Origin of the sequence: Acinetobacter sp. UBA3106, from assembly GCA_002365595.1 — a bacterium.
Classification (GTDB): Bacteria; Pseudomonadota; Gammaproteobacteria; order Pseudomonadales; family Moraxellaceae; genus Acinetobacter.
The window spans coordinates 75,798-94,691 of sequence record DFAM01000007.1; the positions used below are offsets into that span (position 1 = coordinate 75,798).

Below are 18,894 nucleotides of genomic sequence, written 5' to 3' on the forward strand. Positions count from 1 at the left end.
TGCTATTCAAGTAAAAAACTTTACTTAAATGTTTAATTTCTATAGCGAGTCTGAAAATCCGGATTACATTGCAACATTAAGGGATTGCAAATCAATTCAACTCTCATCAATAAATTCGACTCATTTTGTCAACTTATTTTGTTCAGTTTTGATATAATACTCCGTCATCATTTTTTATCTCTCAAACCATTATGCATTATCCTAAAGTTTACGATGTCATTGTTATCGGTGGCGGTCACGCAGGTACCGAAGCAGCCCTTGCTGCAGCGCGTATGGGTCGACAGACTCTGCTCTTAACTCATAACATTGAGACTTTAGGGCAGATGAGCTGTAACCCGGCCATCGGTGGTATTGGTAAATCTCATCTGGTACGTGAAATTGATGCTTTGGGCGGTGCCATGGCATTGGCGGCCGATAAAGGCGGTATTCAATTCCGTATTCTAAATTCACGTAAAGGTGCTGCGGTTCGTGCAACGCGTGCGCAGGCTGACCGTGTACGCTTTAAAGCTGCGATTCGTGAAACATTGGAAAACCAAGCGAACCTGGATATTTTCCAGCAGGCTGCAGATGACCTGATTGTGGAAGGCGATACCGTTAAAGGTGTGGTAACCCAAATGGGTATCCGCTTTGATGCGAAAACTGTCGTGTTAACAACAGGTACATTCTTGGGTGGTGTGATTCACGTTGGTTTAGAGAAATCGAGCGGTGGTCGTGCCGGTGATCCGCCATCAATTTCATTGGCAGCACGTTTACGTGAATTAAACTTGCCAGTAGGGCGTTTAAAAACAGGTACACCCCCACGTATTGATGCACGTTCAGTTGATTTCTCTGTCATGACGCCACAGCCGGGTGATTTCCCGTCTCCAACCATGTCATTCATGGGTGATGCCTCTATGCATCCGGAACAGATTAACTGCTACATCACACATACCAATGAACGTACTCACGATATTATCCGTGGCGGTTTAGACCGCTCACCGATGTATACCGGTGTGATTGAAGGTGTGGGTCCACGTTACTGCCCATCGATTGAAGATAAAATTCACAAATTTGCCGATAAAGATTCACATCAGGTATTTTTAGAGCCTGAAGGTTTGGATACACACGAGCTTTATCCGAACGGTATTTCAACATCGCTTCCATTTGATGTTCAATTCGAATTGGTTCGCTCAATCCGTGGTATGGAAAATGCACACATTCTTCGTCCGGGTTATGCCATTGAATATGATTACTTCAACCCCCAAGCGTTGAAATTCTCGTTAGAAACCAAAGCCATCAATAACCTGTACTTTGCCGGTCAAATTAACGGTACAACCGGTTATGAAGAAGCGGGTGCGCAAGGTTTATTGGCCGGTTTGAATGCTGCGCGCCGTGCATGGGATCAAGAACAATGGACACCTAAACGTGATGAAGCGTACATGGGCGTACTTGTCGATGACCTGATTACTTTAGGTACCAAAGAACCGTACCGCATGTTTACTTCACGTGCAGAATACCGTTTGATGCTACGTGAAGACAATGCTGATCAGCGTTTAACCCCAATCGGCCGTGAAATGGGTCTGGTGAATGATGAACGCTGGACAGCTTATTGTGAAAAAATGGAAGCAGTAGAAACGGAAAAAGGTCGTTTGCAACATCTTTGGGCTGCACCGAATAACCCGATGGGTAAAAAATTCGTTGAAATGACTGGGGCGGATCTGTCTAAAGAGTGTTCTGCAATTGATTTGTTGAAGCGTCCAAATATCAACTTCTCACAAATTGCCGAATTGACTGATTCAAAAGTATCTGCATTTGTCGGTGAGCAAATTGAAATTGCTGTGAAATACGAAGGTTATATCAACCGTCAGCAAGAAGATGTAGCTCAAATGAAACGTCTGGAAGAAACCCGTATTCCTGCAGACTTTGATTATGATGTGGTTTCTGGTCTTTCTCGTGAAATTACGCTTAAATTGAAAGATGTTCGTCCTGAAACGCTTGCTCAAGCCGGTCGTATTCCGGGTGTAACGCCAGCCGCTGTTCAACTGGTGATGATTACCATCCGGAAGAATAATCAGGCAAAAAAATCTGCTTAAGTTCTAAAAAAATATTGAAAAAAGCCCGCGCAATGCGGGCTTTTTTGTGTATAAATAAGCTCAATCATTATAAAAATTAGGGCTGTACATGGACTTGTGCTATTCAAGCGGTGAAGAAATACGATCAGGGGATATTGTTCTGAATCTTACGCCTGCGGGGGGAATGTATCATTGGCGTCAGCCTGTAATGAAGGTATGGGATATTGTTAAAACCAATGCGGGAGAAGTGATCGGTGTCTCATTGATACATCCAGAGGTTGAGTCGCCTGCAATGTTCTGTAAAACCGTTGAGCGGCCAAATCATTTTGAACCTTTGCCGGAAGTAATGCTGGCAAAAGATGTGCCCGAGCTGTATTGGACAACGCGCTGGCTGGTAAATGCTGATGATATTGCTATTCGTTTGGGGTTGATTGGCCGTATAGAGCATTTCGAGGATATTCAATCGGGTCATGGCCTTAGAATCTTAAATATGATTGATCAGCGTGCAGGAGTGTATCCTGGCATATACCAGCATTTTCAGGCGCAGCAGGCACGGATAGATCAAGATCATCACACATATATTGATTTGCTCCGCAAATCTGCGACCTCATCTTTTTCACCGGCTATGTGTACTTTGGCGCAGGAATTCAGCTTAGGGAATGTGCTGCAGAGAAACTATGAAGGAACACGGCAATGGCTGCTCAAAGCAGTTGAGCGGAAGGACAAAGTCGGATTGTATATGCTGGCGGAATGCTATGCGCAGGGCAGTGCAGTCCCACAGGATTTTCAGCAAAGTTTAAAGCTGCTGGAACAGGCAGCTCAGCTGGGAAGCTGGCCGGCAGTCATGGCACTTGCAGGTTATTGCCGCTTTGGTTGGCTGACTGAGTTTCTGCACTCTGCACATGCTGGCTATCGTGAAGCAAATCCTAATGCAGTCAATGCGGAAAGAGCGCTTCAGCTTTATTTAAAAATTGCAAGGCAAGCGCCAGATGAAGAACTCAGCAATATGTCCAATGCAGCTTATCAGCTGGGCTGGATGTATCAGGATGGTATTGGTACCGGCCAAGATTATGAACGCTCTGTCTACTGGTATCAAAAAGCTGCTGATAAAGATCATATTATCGCAATCAATAATTTGGCTGATAAATATGAAAATGGGACAGGTGTTGTTCAAGATTTGGAAAAAGCTGCTGCGCTGTATATGAAGGCAGCCGGAAAAGTTGTTGCTGCGGATTTAAGTTTAGGCCGAATGTATATTGATGGGCGGGGTGTTGAGCAGGATGCCATGAAAGCTAAAGAACATTTGAATGTTGTTCTTCAGGCGCGAATCTCGGGTATTGAGGCTATGCAGGCTGAAGCGGCGCAGCTTCTTGCTCAATTTACTCAGGACAGTCCCCTTCAGCAGGCTGAATATGCGCTTAATCATGCTGCTAGCTATTCGATTGACCAAATTTCAGCGGAAATTCGCAATATAGACAGTTTGCTTCACATGCCGGAAGTAAAAGCGCTGTTCTTTAAGCTGTTTCTATTAAATGCTCAAAAGGGAGATATCGCTTCACAGTCGCAAGTGGGGGATTGGTATTTGCAGGGCATATATACTGAAAAAAATCTGGAAGAAGCGGCTTATTGGATTCAAAAAGCAGCAGATCAGAAAAATTATTATGCGGAATATCAAATGGGCTATTTATATGAAAATGGCCTGTACTTTAATCAAAACTTGGCGTTGGCGCAAAAATGGTATGAACGCGCTTTGCGCAAGCCTTCTGAAAGCATGTGGCCGGAATATGTGGCTGGGCAGCTTAATCCTGAATATTTAAGTCGTTATAGTCAAATGAATAAGGAGGCGCTTGCAGGTTTGGCACGTATTGAGGAAAAAATACCAAAGCCAAGCAAATGGAAATTCTGGAAGAAATAATGGAAGAATTTTATGAACTATTGTTTAAATCTATCATTGCATAGTTACAAGCTTCTGTTTTATTAAGTTTTTGTATTTCATATAAAAAATATAATATTAAGACTTGAAATGTATAGGTAGATAGCCTTTTTAATATAACTGAATGATTTGACTGAATTCATTTGGGATATTAACCCGACCATTGTCGTGGTATTTATTTCAACAGATTGATCTGAAAATAGTGAAGCAGATTGCTACAAGTCAATTTGCTTACTATGGACGGAGGTCAATCATGGCACAAATACAAACAGGTAAAATGCAGAAATTCTTAATCGTCTTTTTGTGTTTTTGGGTCGCATTTTTTGAAGGTTTTGATCTTCAAGCTCCCGGTATTGCAGCAAAAGGAATTGCTGAAACATTTGCTTTAGGTCAAGTGCAAATGGGCTATGTATTTAGTTTAGGTGTATTTGGAATGTTATTTGGGGCATTCTTTGGTGGTCGTGTTGCTGACTATTTGGGGCAGAAGAAAGTTTTAATGCTGTCAATTGCAATTTTCGGCGTGTTTATGTCATTGACTGCAATCGCGCCAAGCGCTGAAGTTTTATATGCAGCGCGCTTCTTTACCGGATTAGGTTTAGGCGCTGCAATGCCGACCATGATTTCCGTGGTGGGTGATGAGGCGAATGAAGCCAATCGTGGCAAGCTGAACAGCTTGATGTATTGCGGATTACCGGTAGGCGCAATCTTCGTTGCGGGCTTGGCTATCTTATTTAAAGATATTTCTTGGCATACGCTTTTCCTGATTGGAGGCTTGGCACCATTGGCACTGCTCCCATTCATGGCAATGATTCTTAAAGACAAGCCGAAGAAAGTGGCAATTGAACAGGTTTCTGCTGAAGCTGTACCGGGTATGGTTCAAGTTCTATTTAAAAACCAACAATATAAAAATACTCTGCCACTTTGGGTGGGATTCTTCTTTACTCTGATGATCAATTATATTCTGATTAGCTGGCTACCGAACTTGTTGATGGAGCAAGGGCTAGCAAAATCACCAGCTTTTATGGTGATGCTGGTATTCCAGGTCGGTGCTGTGATTGGTACTTTAGCTTTGGGTTATTTGCTAGATCGTTTAAAACTTTGGCAAATGGCGGCGATTATTTATAGCGGTTTATTTATTGCTTTGGTTCTATTGTTCACGACTACATCTGTACCTGTATTAATTGTGGCTGGAGTGATGGGTGGAATATTCTCTACTGGCGGGCAATCGATTCTGTATGGTATTTCACCGATTTTCTATTCAGGCATAGGTAAAGTGACAGGCGTGGGCAGTGCGATTTCTTTGGGTCGATTAGGTGCAATGACGGGTCCGTTACTGACTGGGAAAATCTTGGCACTGGGTTTGGGAACCACAGGTATTTTAATGGCCAGTTTACCTGCTGTGGCGATCTCGGCAGTGGCTGTGACGGCATTATCACGTTATAAAGCTGCACATAAATAGAAACGTAACAGTATAAGGAAGGGGATCTTAAGGATTCCCTTTTTTATTGCAAATCTGCTTTGAAAAAATAGCCAAGTGAAAATAGTTTGTTAAAATGCATGCATAGTACAACAGATCAACTTTTATATGGCTTATCAACTTATTTCATTATCCATTCAGGCAACAGATAATATTGCATGCCCACATTGCCAGCAAAATGTCATTGACTGGGCTGAAGAGCAGTATGTGCAACCTTGTGAGCATACTTTATTTATTGCCATGGATATCGGCTTTGAATATATGACCGATGAATTTGAGCAAAGCATGCCACGTACTGTAGATGATCTGCATGCCAATGATGATCAGGTGAATATGTTTGCCGAAATCACTCAAGCAACTTATCCTGATTATCTGATTTTTAAATCAGATCTGGGTGCAGAAGGGTATTTTCGTTATGTGGGTTTTACCGTATAGGCACTGAACAATTATAAAAACACAGCCATAAAAAAGCGCCCTGAGGCGCTTTTTTATGAGTTATGGGAAATTTAGCTTTCGATTTCTTCTTCTATATCATCATCGGCAGTGTCCATGCCAAGTTCTTTTAGTTTGCGAGTTAAGGTATTGCGTCCCCAGCCCAGTAATTCAGCTGCATGGCGTTTACGGCCACGGGTTTGCTGCAAAGCGGCAGTAATTAAAGTGCGTTCAAACATGGGGGTGGCAATGTCCAGAATCTTCATTTCACCATTTTTAAGTTTCTGGATCGCCCATTGACCCAATAACTCATCCCAGTGATGCAGTGATATACGGTCAAAGGTATTGTGTGCTGGTGCATCTTCACCTGAACGCTGAATTGGAATTTGTTTCAATTCAGATGGTAGGTCTTCAGGATAAACTTCACGTCCAGTAATCATCACAGTCAGCCAGCGACAGGTATTTTCCAGCTGACGCACGTTACCTTGCCAAGGCAGTTGTTGCATATATTCCTGAGTTTCAGGACGCAAGATTTTAGGATTAACGCCTAATTCCTTACCTGCACGGGCCAAGAAGTGCTGCGCCAACATTGGAATGTCTTCACTGCGATGTGCCAGTTTTGGAATGTGAATACGGATCACATTCAGGCGATGATACAAATCTTCACGGAAGCGTCCGTCATGCACCAGTTTTTCTAGGTCTTGATGCGTTGCCGCGACAATACGTACATCAACCTTAACCGGAATATGTCCACCAACACGGTAGAATTCACCATCTGCCAAGACACGCAATAATCGGGTTTGGGTTTCAAATGGCATATCGCCAATTTCATCTAGAAACAGGGTACCGCCATTGGCCTGTTCAAAACGGCCTTGACGCTGCGAGTTGGCACCCGTGAATGCGCCTTTCTCATGGCCGAAAAGTTCTGTTTCAATCAGGTCTTTAGGAATGGCAGCCATATTCAAGGCAATGAAAGGTTTGCTGCTACGCGGTGAATGACGGTGTAGCGCATGGGCAACCAGTTCCTTACCGGTTCCGGATTCACCATTAATCAATACGGTGATATGCGACTGCGATAAACGGCCAATGGCGCGGAATACTTCCTGCATGGCAGGAGATTCACCAATAATTTCAGTCGATTGAATGGCTGGTGCGGCTTTGGCGGATTCTTGCTGCTGTAATTTGGCAATATGCAAAATGGCACGGTTGACCAGTGCCAAAGCTTCATCAATATCAAACGGTTTTGGCAGATATTCAAAAGCACCAGTTTGGTAGCTGGATACGGCAGATTCCAGGTCTGAATGCGCGGTCATAATAATGACAGGCAAATCAGGATGCGTGCCTTTGACTTTGCCCAGAAACGTCAGGCCATCAATGCCCGGCATGCGAATGTCCGTTAAAATCACATCGGGGGCATCTATGCTGAGCTGATCCAGTGCAGATTGTGCTTCTTCAAAACTGGTTACGTCGAAACCTTCTTCTTTAAAGGTTTTTTCCAAAACCCAGCGCATGGCACGATCATCATCAATGACCCATATTTTATTTCGCGACATGGTTAGACTCCCAAGGTAAATATAAGCTAAATACTGTTTTTCCCGGAACAGATTGGCATTCAATCATTCCGCTATGTTGGTGCATGATGTTTTGTGCAATGCTCAAACCGAGCCCGGTGCCTTTAGCACGTCCTGTGACTAAGGGATAAAACACTGATTCCAGGATGTCTTCAGGGACACCCGGACCATTGTCTTCAATATCAATACGAACCGCAGAGCGTTTTAATACACCATTAATGGTGACCAGACGCTGAATGCGTGTTCTTAAAATCAGTTCAGGCTGATGGTCAACAAAGAATTCTTTATTTTCCATCATCGCCTGCACGGCGTTGACGCTGATATTGAGCATGACCTGAATGAGCTGGTCTCGATCTGCCATAACATCGGGTAAAGACAGATCGTAGTCACGGGTAATCTTGATTTTTTTCTTGGTTTGATTGGTAATGAGCGAACGCACACGTTCTAGAGGCTCATGCACATTGACCAGTTCGTAACTTGGCAACTGACGTGAGCCGAGCATGGTGTCGGCCAAATTACGTAAGCGGTCTACTTCGCTAATAATGATGTCGGTGAATTCTTCATATTGTGGATCATTCAGGCTACGCGCCAGTAACTGGGTGGCGCCGCGGATACCGCCTAAAGGGTTCTTGATTTCATGAGCGACACCGCGAATCAGTTGTCGGGCCACTTGATGCTGCTGAATCAGGTTTTCTTCTTTGGAGATTTTCAGCATCCGGTCAATCTGGTTCAGTTCAATCAGTAACAGCGGGTGATAGGGTTTTTCTGAATTGATTTGTGAAACCGTATAATCCACATGAATATCTTTAAAGTTGACGCTAATGGCCGCTTCCCGGCGCGTATAAGGTTGTCCGGTATTAAAGGTATTGAGTAAGGCTTCTTCGGTATTGAACTCATCATCTGGCATATGCAGTAAATTTAAAACCGGCTGCCCCGCTGCACGTAATAAGCTAATGTCGAATAAGGATTCACAAGAAGAATTTAAATAGAAAATATTCAGATTACTGTCGACCAATAAAATTGCAGTGGTTAAATTATCCACTAAAAGGCGGTAGTCGATAGCGACGGTTTGATCCATTTGCGAAAGCATCCTGAGTTAAAATAGCGCAATGGCATCTGCACTTCTTGTCATTTCTCCCTGCTATGGGACATTCAACGAGTTAAACGTTGTCGAAATAAAGCAAAATGCACGCCAACTTTGAGCATCTGTAGAAATAAAAATTCTGCCGCTATAAAAGTGTGCTTTTTTGTTTTTGTGCACAGAATTCCAATTTCATAGTACTGGAAATGGAATTGTTAGTGAATCAAAATGGTGCATTTAAGGTATTTGGTAAAAATATAGGCATATTTTGGTGCGTAATGCAAAGAGTGGGGATTCCACCTGTTTTTATAATCGGAAAAGACATACAATACGCGCATTATAGTGGAGCGCAGATTCATGAAATCCCCCAAAGTCGGTTTTGTTTCTTTAGGTTGTCCTAAGGCATTGGTAGATTCCGAACGAATTTTAACTCAGTTGAAGACTGAAGGTTATGATGTAGCATCGGATTACGATGGTGCTGATTTAGTTGTTGTGAATACCTGTGGTTTTATTGAATCTGCAGTACAAGAATCTTTAGATGCAATTGGCGAAGCCATGAGCGCAAACGGTCGTGTGATTGTGACAGGCTGTTTGGGTAAAGATGAAGACAAAATTCGCCAAATGCACCCGAATGTCCTCAAAGTGACTGGTGCAGCGGCATATCAAGAAGTGATGGAAGCCGTACACGAGTATGTTCCAGAACCGCCAAAGCATAATCCGTTTATTGACCTTGTGCCTGAACAGGGCATTCGTTTAACCCCGAAACACTATGCTTATTTAAAAATATCAGAGGGCTGCAACCATCGTTGTACTTTCTGTATTATTCCAAGCATGCGTGGTGATCTGGTTTCACGTCCAGTCGGTTCGGTTTTAAGCGAAGCTCAAGCGCTGAAAAAAGCCGGTGTAAAAGAAGTCCTGGTCATTTCCCAGGATACATCTGCTTATGGTGTAGATACCAAATACAAGCTTGATTTCTGGAACGGCCAGCCGGTTAAAACCAAATTCTTTGACATGTGTGAAGCTTTGGGACAACTCGGGATTTGGATACGCTTGCATTATGTTTATCCATATCCGCATGTCGATGCAGTCATTGATTTAATGGCCCAAGGCAAAATCCTGCCGTATCTGGACATTCCTTTTCAGCATGCCAGTCCGCGCATCTTAAAACTCATGAAGCGACCAGCGCATAGTGAAAACACTTTAGAACGTCTAAAATTATGGCGTGAAAAGTGTCCGGAACTTGTGATCCGTTCAACCTTCGTGGTCGGCTTCCCGGGTGAAACAGAAGAAGATTTTCAGATTCTGCTTGAATGGCTTAAAGAAGCTCAGCTTGATCGTGTAGGTTGTTTTACCTATTCACCTGTAGAAGGTGCGACAGCCAATGATCTTCCAGATCATGTGCCTGAAGAAATCAAGCAAGACCGCTACGAGCGTTTCATGCAAGTACAGCAGGAAATTTCAGCAGCCAAACTGCAAAAACGCATTGGTCAAACCATGACTGTTTTAGTAGATGAGCTGGAAGACGAATTCCCGGTTGCTGTAGCACGCTCTTATGCTGATGCACCTGAAATTGATGGTAATGTTTTTGTAGAAGATATTGATAAAAGCCAGATTAAAGCAGGTGATTTGCTTGAAGTCGAAATTACCGATGCAGATGAATATGATTTATATGCAAAGTTAATTCAGATTAAATCAGCTTAAATCTGTAGTTAAAATATACGAAAAAAAATTTAGATATTGGAAGATTCGGAGATTTCCTGATGTTGGATTCAAAAAAGCCCCGTTATGAACGTATTTTGTTAAAGCTGTCTGGTGAGGCACTTGCTGGAAACAAAGACATGGGGATTGACGCCACTGTGCTTGATCAAATGTCTTTAGCGATTGCTCACCTGGTTGGTTTGGGTGTGCAAGTGGGTATCGTGGTAGGCGGCGGTAACCTGTACCGCGGTAGCCAACTGCAAAAAGACGGTCTGGTTGGTCGTGTAACCGGTGACCAGATGGGTATGCTGGCAACTGTGATGAACGGTTTGGCATTACGTGATGCTTTGGTACGCCGTAACATCAAAACCCGTTTAATGTCTGCTTTGCCCATTGGTACAGTGGTTGAGTCCTATTCTAGCCGTGATGCCATTCGTCATTTAACTCAAGGCGAAGTGTGCGTATTTGTTGCGGGCACAGGTAATCCGTTCTTTACTACAGATACAGCAGCCTGCTTACGTGGTATCGAAATTGAAGCCAATCTGATCTTGAAAGCAACCAAAGTTGACGGTGTTTATAACAAAGACCCAAGCAAATATGATGATGCCGTGAAATACGAAGCCCTGACTTTCGATCAGGTACTTGATGAAAAATTAGGTGTGATGGATTTAACGGCGATTTGCTTATGTCGTGACCATAACGTGCCACTTCAAGTCTTCGATATGAACAAGGCGGGTTCATTACTTTCAGTGGTTATGGGTGAAAAAGAGGGTACTCACGTTACGAATTAATGTACGTGAGCCTGAAAGCTCTTTATACTACACGCTATTTAGTTATTACATCTCTTAGAATTAAGTAAGGAAGATCACATGATTAACGATCTTAAAAAAGACGCTGAAGACCGTATGAACAAGACGCTTGAGTCTTTGGAACATGGTTTTGCCAAGGTTCGTACAGGACGCGCGCATCCATCAATCCTGAACGGCGTTATGGTTCCTTACTATGGCTCGGATGTGCCTTTAAACCAGGTGGCGAACGTGGGTGTTGAAGACTCGCGTACCTTGTTGGTTCAACCTTTTGAACGTAACATGGTCTCTGCAATTGATAAAGCAATCCGTGAATCAGACTTGGGCTTAAACCCAATCACTGCTGATGCGATTCGCGTACCAATGGCTGCATTAACTGAAGAAACACGTCGTGATATGCAGAAAGTTGCGCGTAATGAAGCGGAAAATGCCAAAGTTGCCATTCGTAACATTCGTCGTGATGTTTTGGGCGACATCAAAGCATTGTTGAAAGAAAAAGAAATTTCTGAAGATGATGAGCGCCGTGCTGGTGATGACATTCAAAAAATCACCGATAAATTTGTTGCTGAAGTTGAAAAACGTCTGGCTGCTAAAGAAGCTGAATTGATGAAGGTCTAAGATTTAATGACCGTATCAGAAGAGAGTACGCTTCTTCCAAAACATGTTGCCATCATCATGGATGGCAACAATCGTTTTGCAAAAAAAAAGCAAATGCAAAAAGGTGCAGGACATCGCGAAGGTAAAAATGTCCTCGATCCGATTGTTGAACACTGTAAAAAAAATCAAATTCAAGCATTAACCGTTTTTGCTTTTTCGAGTGAAAATTGGAATCGGCCTCAGTTTGAGGTTGATTTGCTCATGGCTTTGCTAGAAGAAACCATTCATGAGCAATTGCCACGGATGGAAAAGTTCAATATTGCTTTGCGGTTTATTGGTGATCGTTCACGTTTGTCTGACCGTTTACGTGAGTTAATGTTGCAAGCCGAACAAAGGACTGCTAATTTCAACAGCATGACTTTGACCATTGCCATCAGTTATGGTGGTATGTGGGATATGGCTCAGGCGGCAAAACAGATTGCAGCAGATGTTCTGGCTAAAAAAGTTGCGCTTGAAGATATTGATGCTGAGCTATTTGGGCAACATGTCTGCATGGCCGATTTACCTGCTGTAGATTTACTGATTCGTACAGGTGGTGATTATCGTTTGTCGAATTTTTTACTTTGGCAAGCGGCGTATGCTGAACTTTATTTTACCCCCACCTTGTGGCCTGAATTTACTGTAGAAGAGTTGGATGATGCATTCGCGGTCTTTGCTGGACGTGAACGTCGTTTTGGTAAGACTTCGGAACAAATCCAGCAAGAGAAAATTGAGAATTAATAAATGTTAGAGCGGATAATAACCGCATTGGTATTGGTAGCAGTCGTACTGAGCTGTATGTTTGCTACACAGTCTCAGTATCCAATGTTTATGCTGATGATTGTTGCAGCAGGGGTTGCAGGGTATGAGTGGTTTAAGCTCATGCCAAGAAAAAATAAAAATCTTGTTAAACCTTTCGCTTGGGTTTACGGACTTGCCACTGCCGCTTTAGCAACTTTGGCATTATATTTTAGTGATATCGCTTTGCTGCTTTGGGCGGCTTCCATTCTTTGCTGGATCTGTAGTATTTTTTGGGTTAAATCCTATCCAAACTATGATGGATGGTACAATTCCAGCTTGAAGATTATTGGATTTATTCTGATTTCTGCTGCAGTTACTGCAATTTTCTCTGTCTGGAAGAGCTCACCATGGTGGCTGATGTACCTGTTTTTACTGGTATGGGGTGCAGACAGTGGTGCTTATTTTGTAGGGCGTAAATTGGGCAAGAACAAACTTGCTCCAAATGTCAGTCCAAACAAGTCAGTAGAAGGTTTATACGGTGGTATTTTTACCGCCATGCTGATTGTGGTAACCGTAGAAGTCCTGTATCTGGACTTAACCCTTGCACAGCATATTCTATTTTTGATTTTATCTGTGATTACCGTATTCAGTTCAGTTCTTGGCGACTTGTTTGAATCCATGATTAAACGTCGCGCTGGAATTAAAGATTCAGGTCGTATTCTGCCAGGACATGGTGGGGTGCTTGACCGTATTGATTCATTGCTTGCAGCTGCTCCAATTTTTGCAGCCGGCATGTATATTTTAAAATTTATTGGTGTAGATTTATAGATGTCACAATCTGTTTGTATATTAGGTGTAACGGGTTCAATCGGTCAAAGTACCTTAAAAATTCTGCAGCAGCATCCTGAAAAGTATTCTGTCTTTGCAGTCACTGCGCATAGCAGAATTTTAGAGCTCGTTGAAATATGCAAACAATATCGACCAAAAGTGGTGGTTGTTCCTGCAAGTCGATTGAAAGAATTACAGCAATATTTTAATGCACAGTCTTTAACAGATATTGAAATCTTGACTGATGAAGCTGGCTTGATTGCTGTTGCTGAACACGCAGATGTCGATGTGGTGATGGCAGCCATTGTGGGGGCTGCGGGCTTATTGCCGACCTTGGCAGCGGTTAAAGCAGGTAAGCGTGTCTTGCTGGCGAATAAAGAAGCACTGGTGATGTCTGGTGACATCATGATGCAGGCAGCACGTGATTATCAGGCAGAATTACTACCGGTTGATTCAGAGCATAATGCCATATTCCAATGTTTGCCTGCGGGTTATTTTCAGGCAGAGCGTAATGGGCAACCGAAACAGGGTGTATCACGTATTCTGCTGACCGCATCGGGTGGTCCATTTTTAAATCATAGTCTTGAACAATTACAGAATGTGACACCTGCACAAGCGTGTAAACATCCCAACTGGTCTATGGGTCAGAAAATTTCAGTTGATTCAGCAACCTTAATGAATAAAGGGCTGGAGCTCATTGAAGCCTGCCATCTCTTTGCAATTTCAGAACAGTTTGTAACAGTGGTGGTACATCCACAGAGTATCATTCATTCTATGGTTCAATATGTGGATGGTTCGACTTTGGCACAAATGGGCAATCCTGATATGTGTACACCTATTGCGCATGCGCTGGCATGGCCAGAGCGTATTCAAACGCATGTACCAGCACTTGACCTGTTTATCAATCAACAACTGGATTTTCAAGAACCTGATACCATACGTTTCCCGGCATTAAAACTTGCGCGTCAAGCCATGCAAAGTGGTGGTCTGGCTCCTGCGATTTTAAATGCTGCCAATGAGATTGCTGTTGCTGCCTTCTTGCAAAACAACATTGGTTTTACTGACATTGCTCAAGTGGTCGAACAGACTTTAAATCAGGTTGAAGGCGGCGCTGCAGAATCGATTGAACGTATTTTGCAGGTCGATCAAATGGTGCGATCTGTGGCACAGCAAATTGTCATCCATAAAGGAAACTAAAATATGAGTGCCTTGTTTATTATTGTGGCAGCAATTCTCCTACTCGGACCGCTTATCGCGATTCACGAGTTTGGACATTATATTGTTGCACGTAAGCTTGGCGTTAAAGTTTTAGTTTATTCCATTGGCTTTGGGCCTACCTTGCTCAAGTGGACTTCTAAAAATTCGGGCATTCAATATCAGCTTTCGGCATTGCCATTAGGTGGTTATGTAAAAATGCTGGATGAACGGGAAGGCAGCGTTGCTGAGGAAGATTTACCCAAAGCATTCAACCGTCAGCATCCCTGGAAGCGTATTGCAATTGTGGCTGCTGGACCATTGATCAATCTGGTTTTTGCTGTATTACTGTTTTGGGTTCTATTTATTCCATCGCAGGAACAATTGAATACTCGTGTTGGTAAAGTGTTACCAAATACGCCGGCGGCTACAGTGCAAATGCAGGTGGGCGATAAAATTACCAAAGTAGATGGCACCTCTGTTAATACCTGGGAAAAGTTGAATTTCGCCTTGGTCGATCGTGTTGGTGAAACCGGTTCCATTCAGATTCAGGCAGATCGTCACGGTCAGTTGCAAACCTTTAATTTACCTATCCAAAATTTCTTAAAAAATCAGAATCAATCGGCATTAGACAGTTTAGGCTTTATGCCATATCGTCCACATATTCCTGCCATTGCCGCTAAACTTAGTGAAGATGGTGCGGCAATTCGTCAAGGAATGAAAGAAGGCGATAAAATTGTTGCTATTGATGGCGTGAAAATGAATGACTGGTTTGATGTGGTTCAGGTTGTTCAGGCTTCGCCAGAAAAATTATTAAAAATAGATGTATTACGTCAAAATCAACTGTTACATTTGCAGGTGATGCCACAAGCTAAGCGTGACAGCATGGGCAATGTTTCAGGTGTGCTGGGTGTACAAAATAGTCCTGGGAAAATAACCATTCCTGAAGAATATAAGCAAACGATTCAATACAGTCCGACTGAAGCATTGGTTATGGCGGTTGATAAAACCGGTCAAATTTCAGGTATGATTTTGAACTCGATTGTCAAAATGATACGTGGTTTAATTGGACTGGATAATTTATCTGGACCGATCACCATTGCCAAGGTCGCAGGGCAAAGTGCAGAAATGGGCTGGCAAACCTTTATCTCATTTATGGCTTTAATGAGCGTAAGTTTGGGTATTTTGAATTTATTACCTATACCTATGCTGGATGGTGGACACCTGGTTTACTATTTTATTGAGTTAATTCGTGGTAAACCTGTTTCTGAACAAATACAATTGGTTGGTTTAAAAATTGGTATGGTACTGCTCGGTAGTATGATGCTCCTTGCATTATTCAATGACTTCATGCGTTTATAACAACGTAAATATGTAATAAATTAACATCGGAAAAGACTGGCATGCAGCACACACATTTATTTATGCCTTTGGCACTCGTTAGTGCAATGGCAGCAGTACAACAAGTATATGCAGCAGATGAATTCATTGTCCGCGATATCAAAATTGACGGACTTGTTCGCTTAACGCCAGAAAATGTTTATGGGATGTTGCCTGTCAATGCTGGCGATCGTGTCAACGATGCGACTATTGCAAATGCGATTCGTGCTTTGTATGCCACTGGCCTGTTTGATGATATTAAAGCATCTCAACAAGCAGATACGCTTGTTTTTACCGTGGTAGAGCGCCCGATCATTTCAAAGGTTGAGTTTAAGGGAAATAAACTTATTCCTAAAGAAGCCCTTGAAGATGGGTTAAAGAAAATGGGTATTGCAGAAGGCGAGGTTTTGAAAAAATCAGCTTTGCAAACCATTGAAACCGAGCTTGAACAGCAGTATATGCAGCAAGGTCGTTACGATGCCGACGTTAAGGTCATTACGACTGCCAAACCCAATAACCGTGTAGATTTAACTATTGATTTTGTTGAAGGTAAGGCGGCTAAAGTTGTTGATATCAACATCATCGGCAATACCGTTTTTAAAGAAAGCGAAATTAAACAGGCTTTTGCCGTTAAAGAAAGTAGCTGGAGTTCGATTGTTACCCGTAACGATCGCTATGCGCGTGAAAAAATGGCGGCCAGCCTTGAAGCCTTGCGTGCTTTATATCTGAATAAAGGTTATATCAACTTCAATATCACCAACTCTAGTTTGAACTTGAGTGAAGATAAAAAGAATATCTTTGTTGAAGTTGCGGTAGAAGAAGGCGAACAATTCAGCTTTGGCCAAAGCAAGTTCTTGGGCGATGCGCTTTACAAACCTGAAGAATTAAAAGCACTGCAAATTTACAAAGATGGCGAAACTTATTCTCAAGAAAAAGTGAATGCAGTTAAACAGCTTTTATTGCGCAAATATGGTAATGCCGGTTATTACTATGCTGAAGTGAATGTTGTTCCTGAAATTAATAAAGAAACCAAATTGGTTGATTTGAATTATTATATTAATCCGGGTCAGCAAGTTACTGTACGTCGCATTAATTTTACCGGCAATACCAAAACTGCCGATGAAGTATTGCGTCGTGAAATGCGCCAGATGGAAGGAGCATTAGCCAGCAATGAAAAAATCGATTTATCTAAGGTTCGTCTAGAAAGAACAGGTTTCTTTAAAACTGTCGATATTAAACCGGCGCGTATTCCTAACGTACCTGACCAAGTGGATTTAAACGTCAATGTAGAAGAGCAGCATTCAGGTACCAGTACTTTGGCTGTAGGTTTCTCGCAAAGTGGTGGTGTGACCTTCCAGGCGGGCTTGAGTCAAACTAACTTCCTGGGTACGGGTAATAGTGTTTCGATTGATTTGTCCCGTTCAGAAACACAAGATTATTATAATTTAAGTGTGACTGATCCGTACTTTACTATTGATGGTGTACGTCGCGGTTATAACATGTATTACCGTAAAACCAAGCTGGATGATGACTATAACGTTAACAACTATGTGACGGATAGTTTTGGTGGTGGTATTAACTTTGGTTATCCAATTGATGAAAACCAGAGTGTTAGTGCAGGTTTAAATATTGACCAGACTGAAGTAACGACTGGTCCATATGTTTCTACTTATGTGCGCGACTATCTATTGGCAAATGGTGGTAAAGCCACTGATACAGGTACAAGATGTGGCGTTGCTCTAGTTCAAGATCCAGCAACTGGTTTATATTCTTGTCCAGCGGGAGCAGAACTTCCATTTGACAACAAGTTCAATGGTGAATTCTTAACCTATAATCTTAATTTAGGTTGGTCTTATAATACATTAAACCGTCCTGTATTCCCGACATCCGGTATGTCACATCGTGTGAATGGTGAAATTGCATTACCGGGCAGTGATGTTGAGTATCAAAAAGTTACTTATGATGCCCAAGCTTTCCAGCCTTTAGGCAAGGGCTTTGTGCTCCGCGGTTATGGTAAATTAGGCTATGGTAATGATTTGCCATTCTATAAAAACTTCTATGCCGGCGGTTTTGGTTCGGTGCGTGGTTATGATAACAGTACTTTAGGTCCGAGATATCCTGGGGTGACTTTTAATGAAACTCAAACCCAAGATTATGATCCTGAAGAAGTCGGTGGTAATGCTCTAGTACAGTTTGGTGCTGAACTGGCTTTACCATTACCGTTTAAAGGCGATTGGACACGTCAGGTTCGTCCGGTACTGTTTGCTGAAGGTGCACAAGTATTTGATACCCAGTGTGATATTCCAAAAGGAAACTTATACTTGAATTCTGGTAATCCTCAAGTAGATGCAAAACAGTATTGTGAAGATAATTTTGGCTTTGATGCGGGTAACATGCGTTATAGCGTAGGTGTAGGCTTTACCTGGATTACCATGATTGGGCCACTATCTCTCAGTTATGCTTATCCGTTAAATGAAAAAGACGGTGATAATACTAAAAATATCCAGTTTGAGATCGGTCGTACTTTCTAAGTGCGACCCTCAATGGGTTTAAAAAAGGATATTTGCATGAAAAAAATAGTAATGAGCCTGGTTCTTACTGGTGTGGCAAGTACTTCGGCGGTTCATGCTGCAGGTTATGGTGTAGTTGATTTGGAAAAAGTGGTAGACAATAGCACTTATTTAAAACAGCAGAATCTTTCTTTACAGCAAAAAGTAAAGCCGCAAACCACCAAGCTAGAACAGTTGGCTAAAGAACTGGAAGCTCTGCAGCAACGTGCTCAACAAACTCCTAATTTATCCGATGCTGAAAAGCAAAAAATGTCTACGCAATTTCAGACACAGCTAAAAGAGTTTAATACGCTGCAGCAAAGCGTACAGTCGACTGTTCAATCTACAATTCAGCTGATGAATAAGACTTTAGATGGTCGAATCAAGCAAGTGGCAGAACAATTGCGTAAAGAAAATAATTTGGATATTGTTTTGAATAAAAATTCCGCGCTTGCTTATGACTCTAAGTATGATTTAACTGATAAAATGATTCAAAAGGTTAACGTTATTAAGTAAT

General features: G+C 42.4%; 15 protein-coding genes. 13 read left to right on the forward strand and 2 right to left on the reverse strand.

Annotation, left to right across the window (positions count from 1 at the left end):
* Positions 1-191: 191 nt before the first annotated feature.
* The 4 genes from mnmG (at position 192) to B4C48_RS02405 (ending at position 5,896) form a co-directional block, all read left to right on the forward strand.
* Positions 192-2,072, forward strand: coding sequence for a tRNA uridine-5-carboxymethylaminomethyl(34) synthesis enzyme MnmG (gene mnmG / locus B4C48_RS02390; protein ID WP_291353890.1), 1,881 nt, complete (start codon positions 192-194; stop codon positions 2,070-2,072).
* Positions 2,073-2,160: 88 nt separating this feature from the next.
* Positions 2,161-3,966, forward strand: a complete 1,806-nt coding sequence (locus B4C48_RS02395) for a tetratricopeptide repeat protein (protein WP_291353892.1) — start codon at positions 2,161-2,163, stop codon at positions 3,964-3,966.
* Positions 3,967-4,237: 271 nt separating this feature from the next.
* Positions 4,238-5,443, forward strand: a complete 1,206-nt coding sequence (gene mhpT, locus B4C48_RS02400; protein ID WP_291353894.1) for a 3-(3-hydroxy-phenyl)propionate transporter MhpT — start codon at positions 4,238-4,240, stop codon at positions 5,441-5,443.
* A 126-nt stretch (positions 5,444-5,569) separates the two neighbouring features.
* On the forward strand, positions 5,570-5,896 hold the full coding sequence (locus B4C48_RS02405) for a hypothetical protein (protein ID WP_291353896.1): 327 nt from the start codon (positions 5,570-5,572) through the stop codon (positions 5,894-5,896).
* A 71-nt stretch (positions 5,897-5,967) separates the two neighbouring features.
* Here B4C48_RS02405 and glnG read toward each other — a convergent pair whose 3' ends face one another.
* Positions 5,968-7,446, reverse strand: coding sequence for a nitrogen regulation protein NR(I) (gene glnG, locus B4C48_RS02410; protein WP_291353898.1), 1,479 nt, complete (start codon positions 7,444-7,446; stop codon positions 5,968-5,970).
* Positions 7,433-8,542, reverse strand: coding sequence for a nitrogen regulation protein NR(II) (gene glnL, locus B4C48_RS02415; RefSeq protein ID WP_291353900.1), 1,110 nt, complete (start codon positions 8,540-8,542; stop codon positions 7,433-7,435). Before glnL ends, glnG begins: the two co-directional genes overlap by 14 nt.
* A gap of 360 nt (positions 8,543-8,902) precedes the next feature.
* Between glnL and rimO the strand changes: the two genes are divergently transcribed.
* From rimO to B4C48_RS02460, 9 genes are all read left to right on the forward strand, one after another.
* Entirely contained in the window at positions 8,903-10,246 is a 1,344-nt protein-coding gene (rimO, locus tag B4C48_RS02420; protein ID WP_291353902.1) for a 30S ribosomal protein S12 methylthiotransferase RimO, read from the forward strand.
* A 59-nt stretch (positions 10,247-10,305) separates the two neighbouring features.
* Complete coding sequence (pyrH, locus tag B4C48_RS02425; protein WP_291353904.1) at positions 10,306-11,034, forward strand: UMP kinase; 729 nt, start codon at positions 10,306-10,308, stop codon at positions 11,032-11,034.
* Positions 11,035-11,112: 78 nt separating this feature from the next.
* Positions 11,113-11,667 carry a ribosome recycling factor gene (gene frr / locus B4C48_RS02430; protein WP_131274040.1) on the forward strand — a complete coding sequence of 185 codons (555 nt, stop codon included), beginning with the start codon at positions 11,113-11,115 and terminating at the stop codon, positions 11,665-11,667.
* A gap of 6 nt (positions 11,668-11,673) precedes the next feature.
* Positions 11,674-12,426 (forward strand): polyprenyl diphosphate synthase, encoded by a 753-nt coding sequence (gene uppS / locus B4C48_RS02435; RefSeq protein WP_291353908.1) that lies wholly within the window; start codon positions 11,674-11,676, stop codon positions 12,424-12,426.
* A gap of 3 nt (positions 12,427-12,429) precedes the next feature.
* Complete coding sequence (locus B4C48_RS02440; RefSeq protein WP_291353910.1) at positions 12,430-13,254, forward strand: phosphatidate cytidylyltransferase; 825 nt, start codon at positions 12,430-12,432, stop codon at positions 13,252-13,254.
* Complete coding sequence (gene ispC / locus B4C48_RS02445) at positions 13,255-14,451, forward strand: 1-deoxy-D-xylulose-5-phosphate reductoisomerase (RefSeq protein ID WP_291353912.1); 1,197 nt, start codon at positions 13,255-13,257, stop codon at positions 14,449-14,451.
* Between the two features lie 3 nt (positions 14,452-14,454).
* Positions 14,455-15,810 carry an RIP metalloprotease RseP gene (rseP, locus tag B4C48_RS02450; protein ID WP_291353914.1) on the forward strand — a complete coding sequence of 452 codons (1,356 nt, stop codon included), beginning with the start codon at positions 14,455-14,457 and terminating at the stop codon, positions 15,808-15,810.
* A 41-nt stretch (positions 15,811-15,851) separates the two neighbouring features.
* Positions 15,852-18,359 (forward strand): outer membrane protein assembly factor BamA, encoded by a 2,508-nt coding sequence (gene bamA / locus B4C48_RS02455; RefSeq protein ID WP_291353916.1) that lies wholly within the window; start codon positions 15,852-15,854, stop codon positions 18,357-18,359.
* A 36-nt stretch (positions 18,360-18,395) separates the two neighbouring features.
* The gene (locus B4C48_RS02460; RefSeq protein ID WP_291353918.1) at positions 18,396-18,893 is read left to right on the forward strand and encodes an OmpH family outer membrane protein; all 498 of its coding nucleotides are present in this window, start codon (positions 18,396-18,398) and stop codon (positions 18,891-18,893) included.
* Position 18,894: the final 1 nt, after the last annotated feature.

Bases quoted from the DNA above. Each gene is read 5' to 3' on its own strand.
- ispC (WP_291353912.1), top strand. From the start codon at position 13,255: ATGTCACAATCTGTTTGTATATTAGGTGTAACGGGTTCAATCGGTCAA.
- uppS (WP_291353908.1), top strand. From the start codon at position 11,674: ATGACCGTATCAGAAGAGAGTACGCTTCTTCCAAAACATGTTGCCATC.
- glnG (WP_291353898.1), bottom strand. From the start codon at position 7,446: ATGTCGCGAAATAAAATATGGGTCATTGATGATGATCGTGCCATGCGC.
- pyrH (WP_291353904.1), top strand. From the start codon at position 10,306: ATGTTGGATTCAAAAAAGCCCCGTTATGAACGTATTTTGTTAAAGCTG.
- rseP (WP_291353914.1), top strand. From the start codon at position 14,455: ATGAGTGCCTTGTTTATTATTGTGGCAGCAATTCTCCTACTCGGACCG.
- B4C48_RS02405 (WP_291353896.1), top strand. From the start codon at position 5,570: ATGGCTTATCAACTTATTTCATTATCCATTCAGGCAACAGATAATATT.
- B4C48_RS02460 (WP_291353918.1), top strand. From the start codon at position 18,396: ATGAAAAAAATAGTAATGAGCCTGGTTCTTACTGGTGTGGCAAGTACT.
- rimO (WP_291353902.1), top strand. From the start codon at position 8,903: ATGAAATCCCCCAAAGTCGGTTTTGTTTCTTTAGGTTGTCCTAAGGCA.
- glnL (WP_291353900.1), bottom strand. From the start codon at position 8,542: ATGGATCAAACCGTCGCTATCGACTACCGCCTTTTAGTGGATAATTTA.
- mnmG (WP_291353890.1), top strand. From the start codon at position 192: ATGCATTATCCTAAAGTTTACGATGTCATTGTTATCGGTGGCGGTCAC.
- B4C48_RS02395 (WP_291353892.1), top strand. From the start codon at position 2,161: ATGGACTTGTGCTATTCAAGCGGTGAAGAAATACGATCAGGGGATATT.
- B4C48_RS02440 (WP_291353910.1), top strand. From the start codon at position 12,430: ATGTTAGAGCGGATAATAACCGCATTGGTATTGGTAGCAGTCGTACTG.
- bamA (WP_291353916.1), top strand. From the start codon at position 15,852: ATGCAGCACACACATTTATTTATGCCTTTGGCACTCGTTAGTGCAATG.
- mhpT (WP_291353894.1), top strand. From the start codon at position 4,238: ATGGCACAAATACAAACAGGTAAAATGCAGAAATTCTTAATCGTCTTT.
- frr (WP_131274040.1), top strand. From the start codon at position 11,113: ATGATTAACGATCTTAAAAAAGACGCTGAAGACCGTATGAACAAGACG.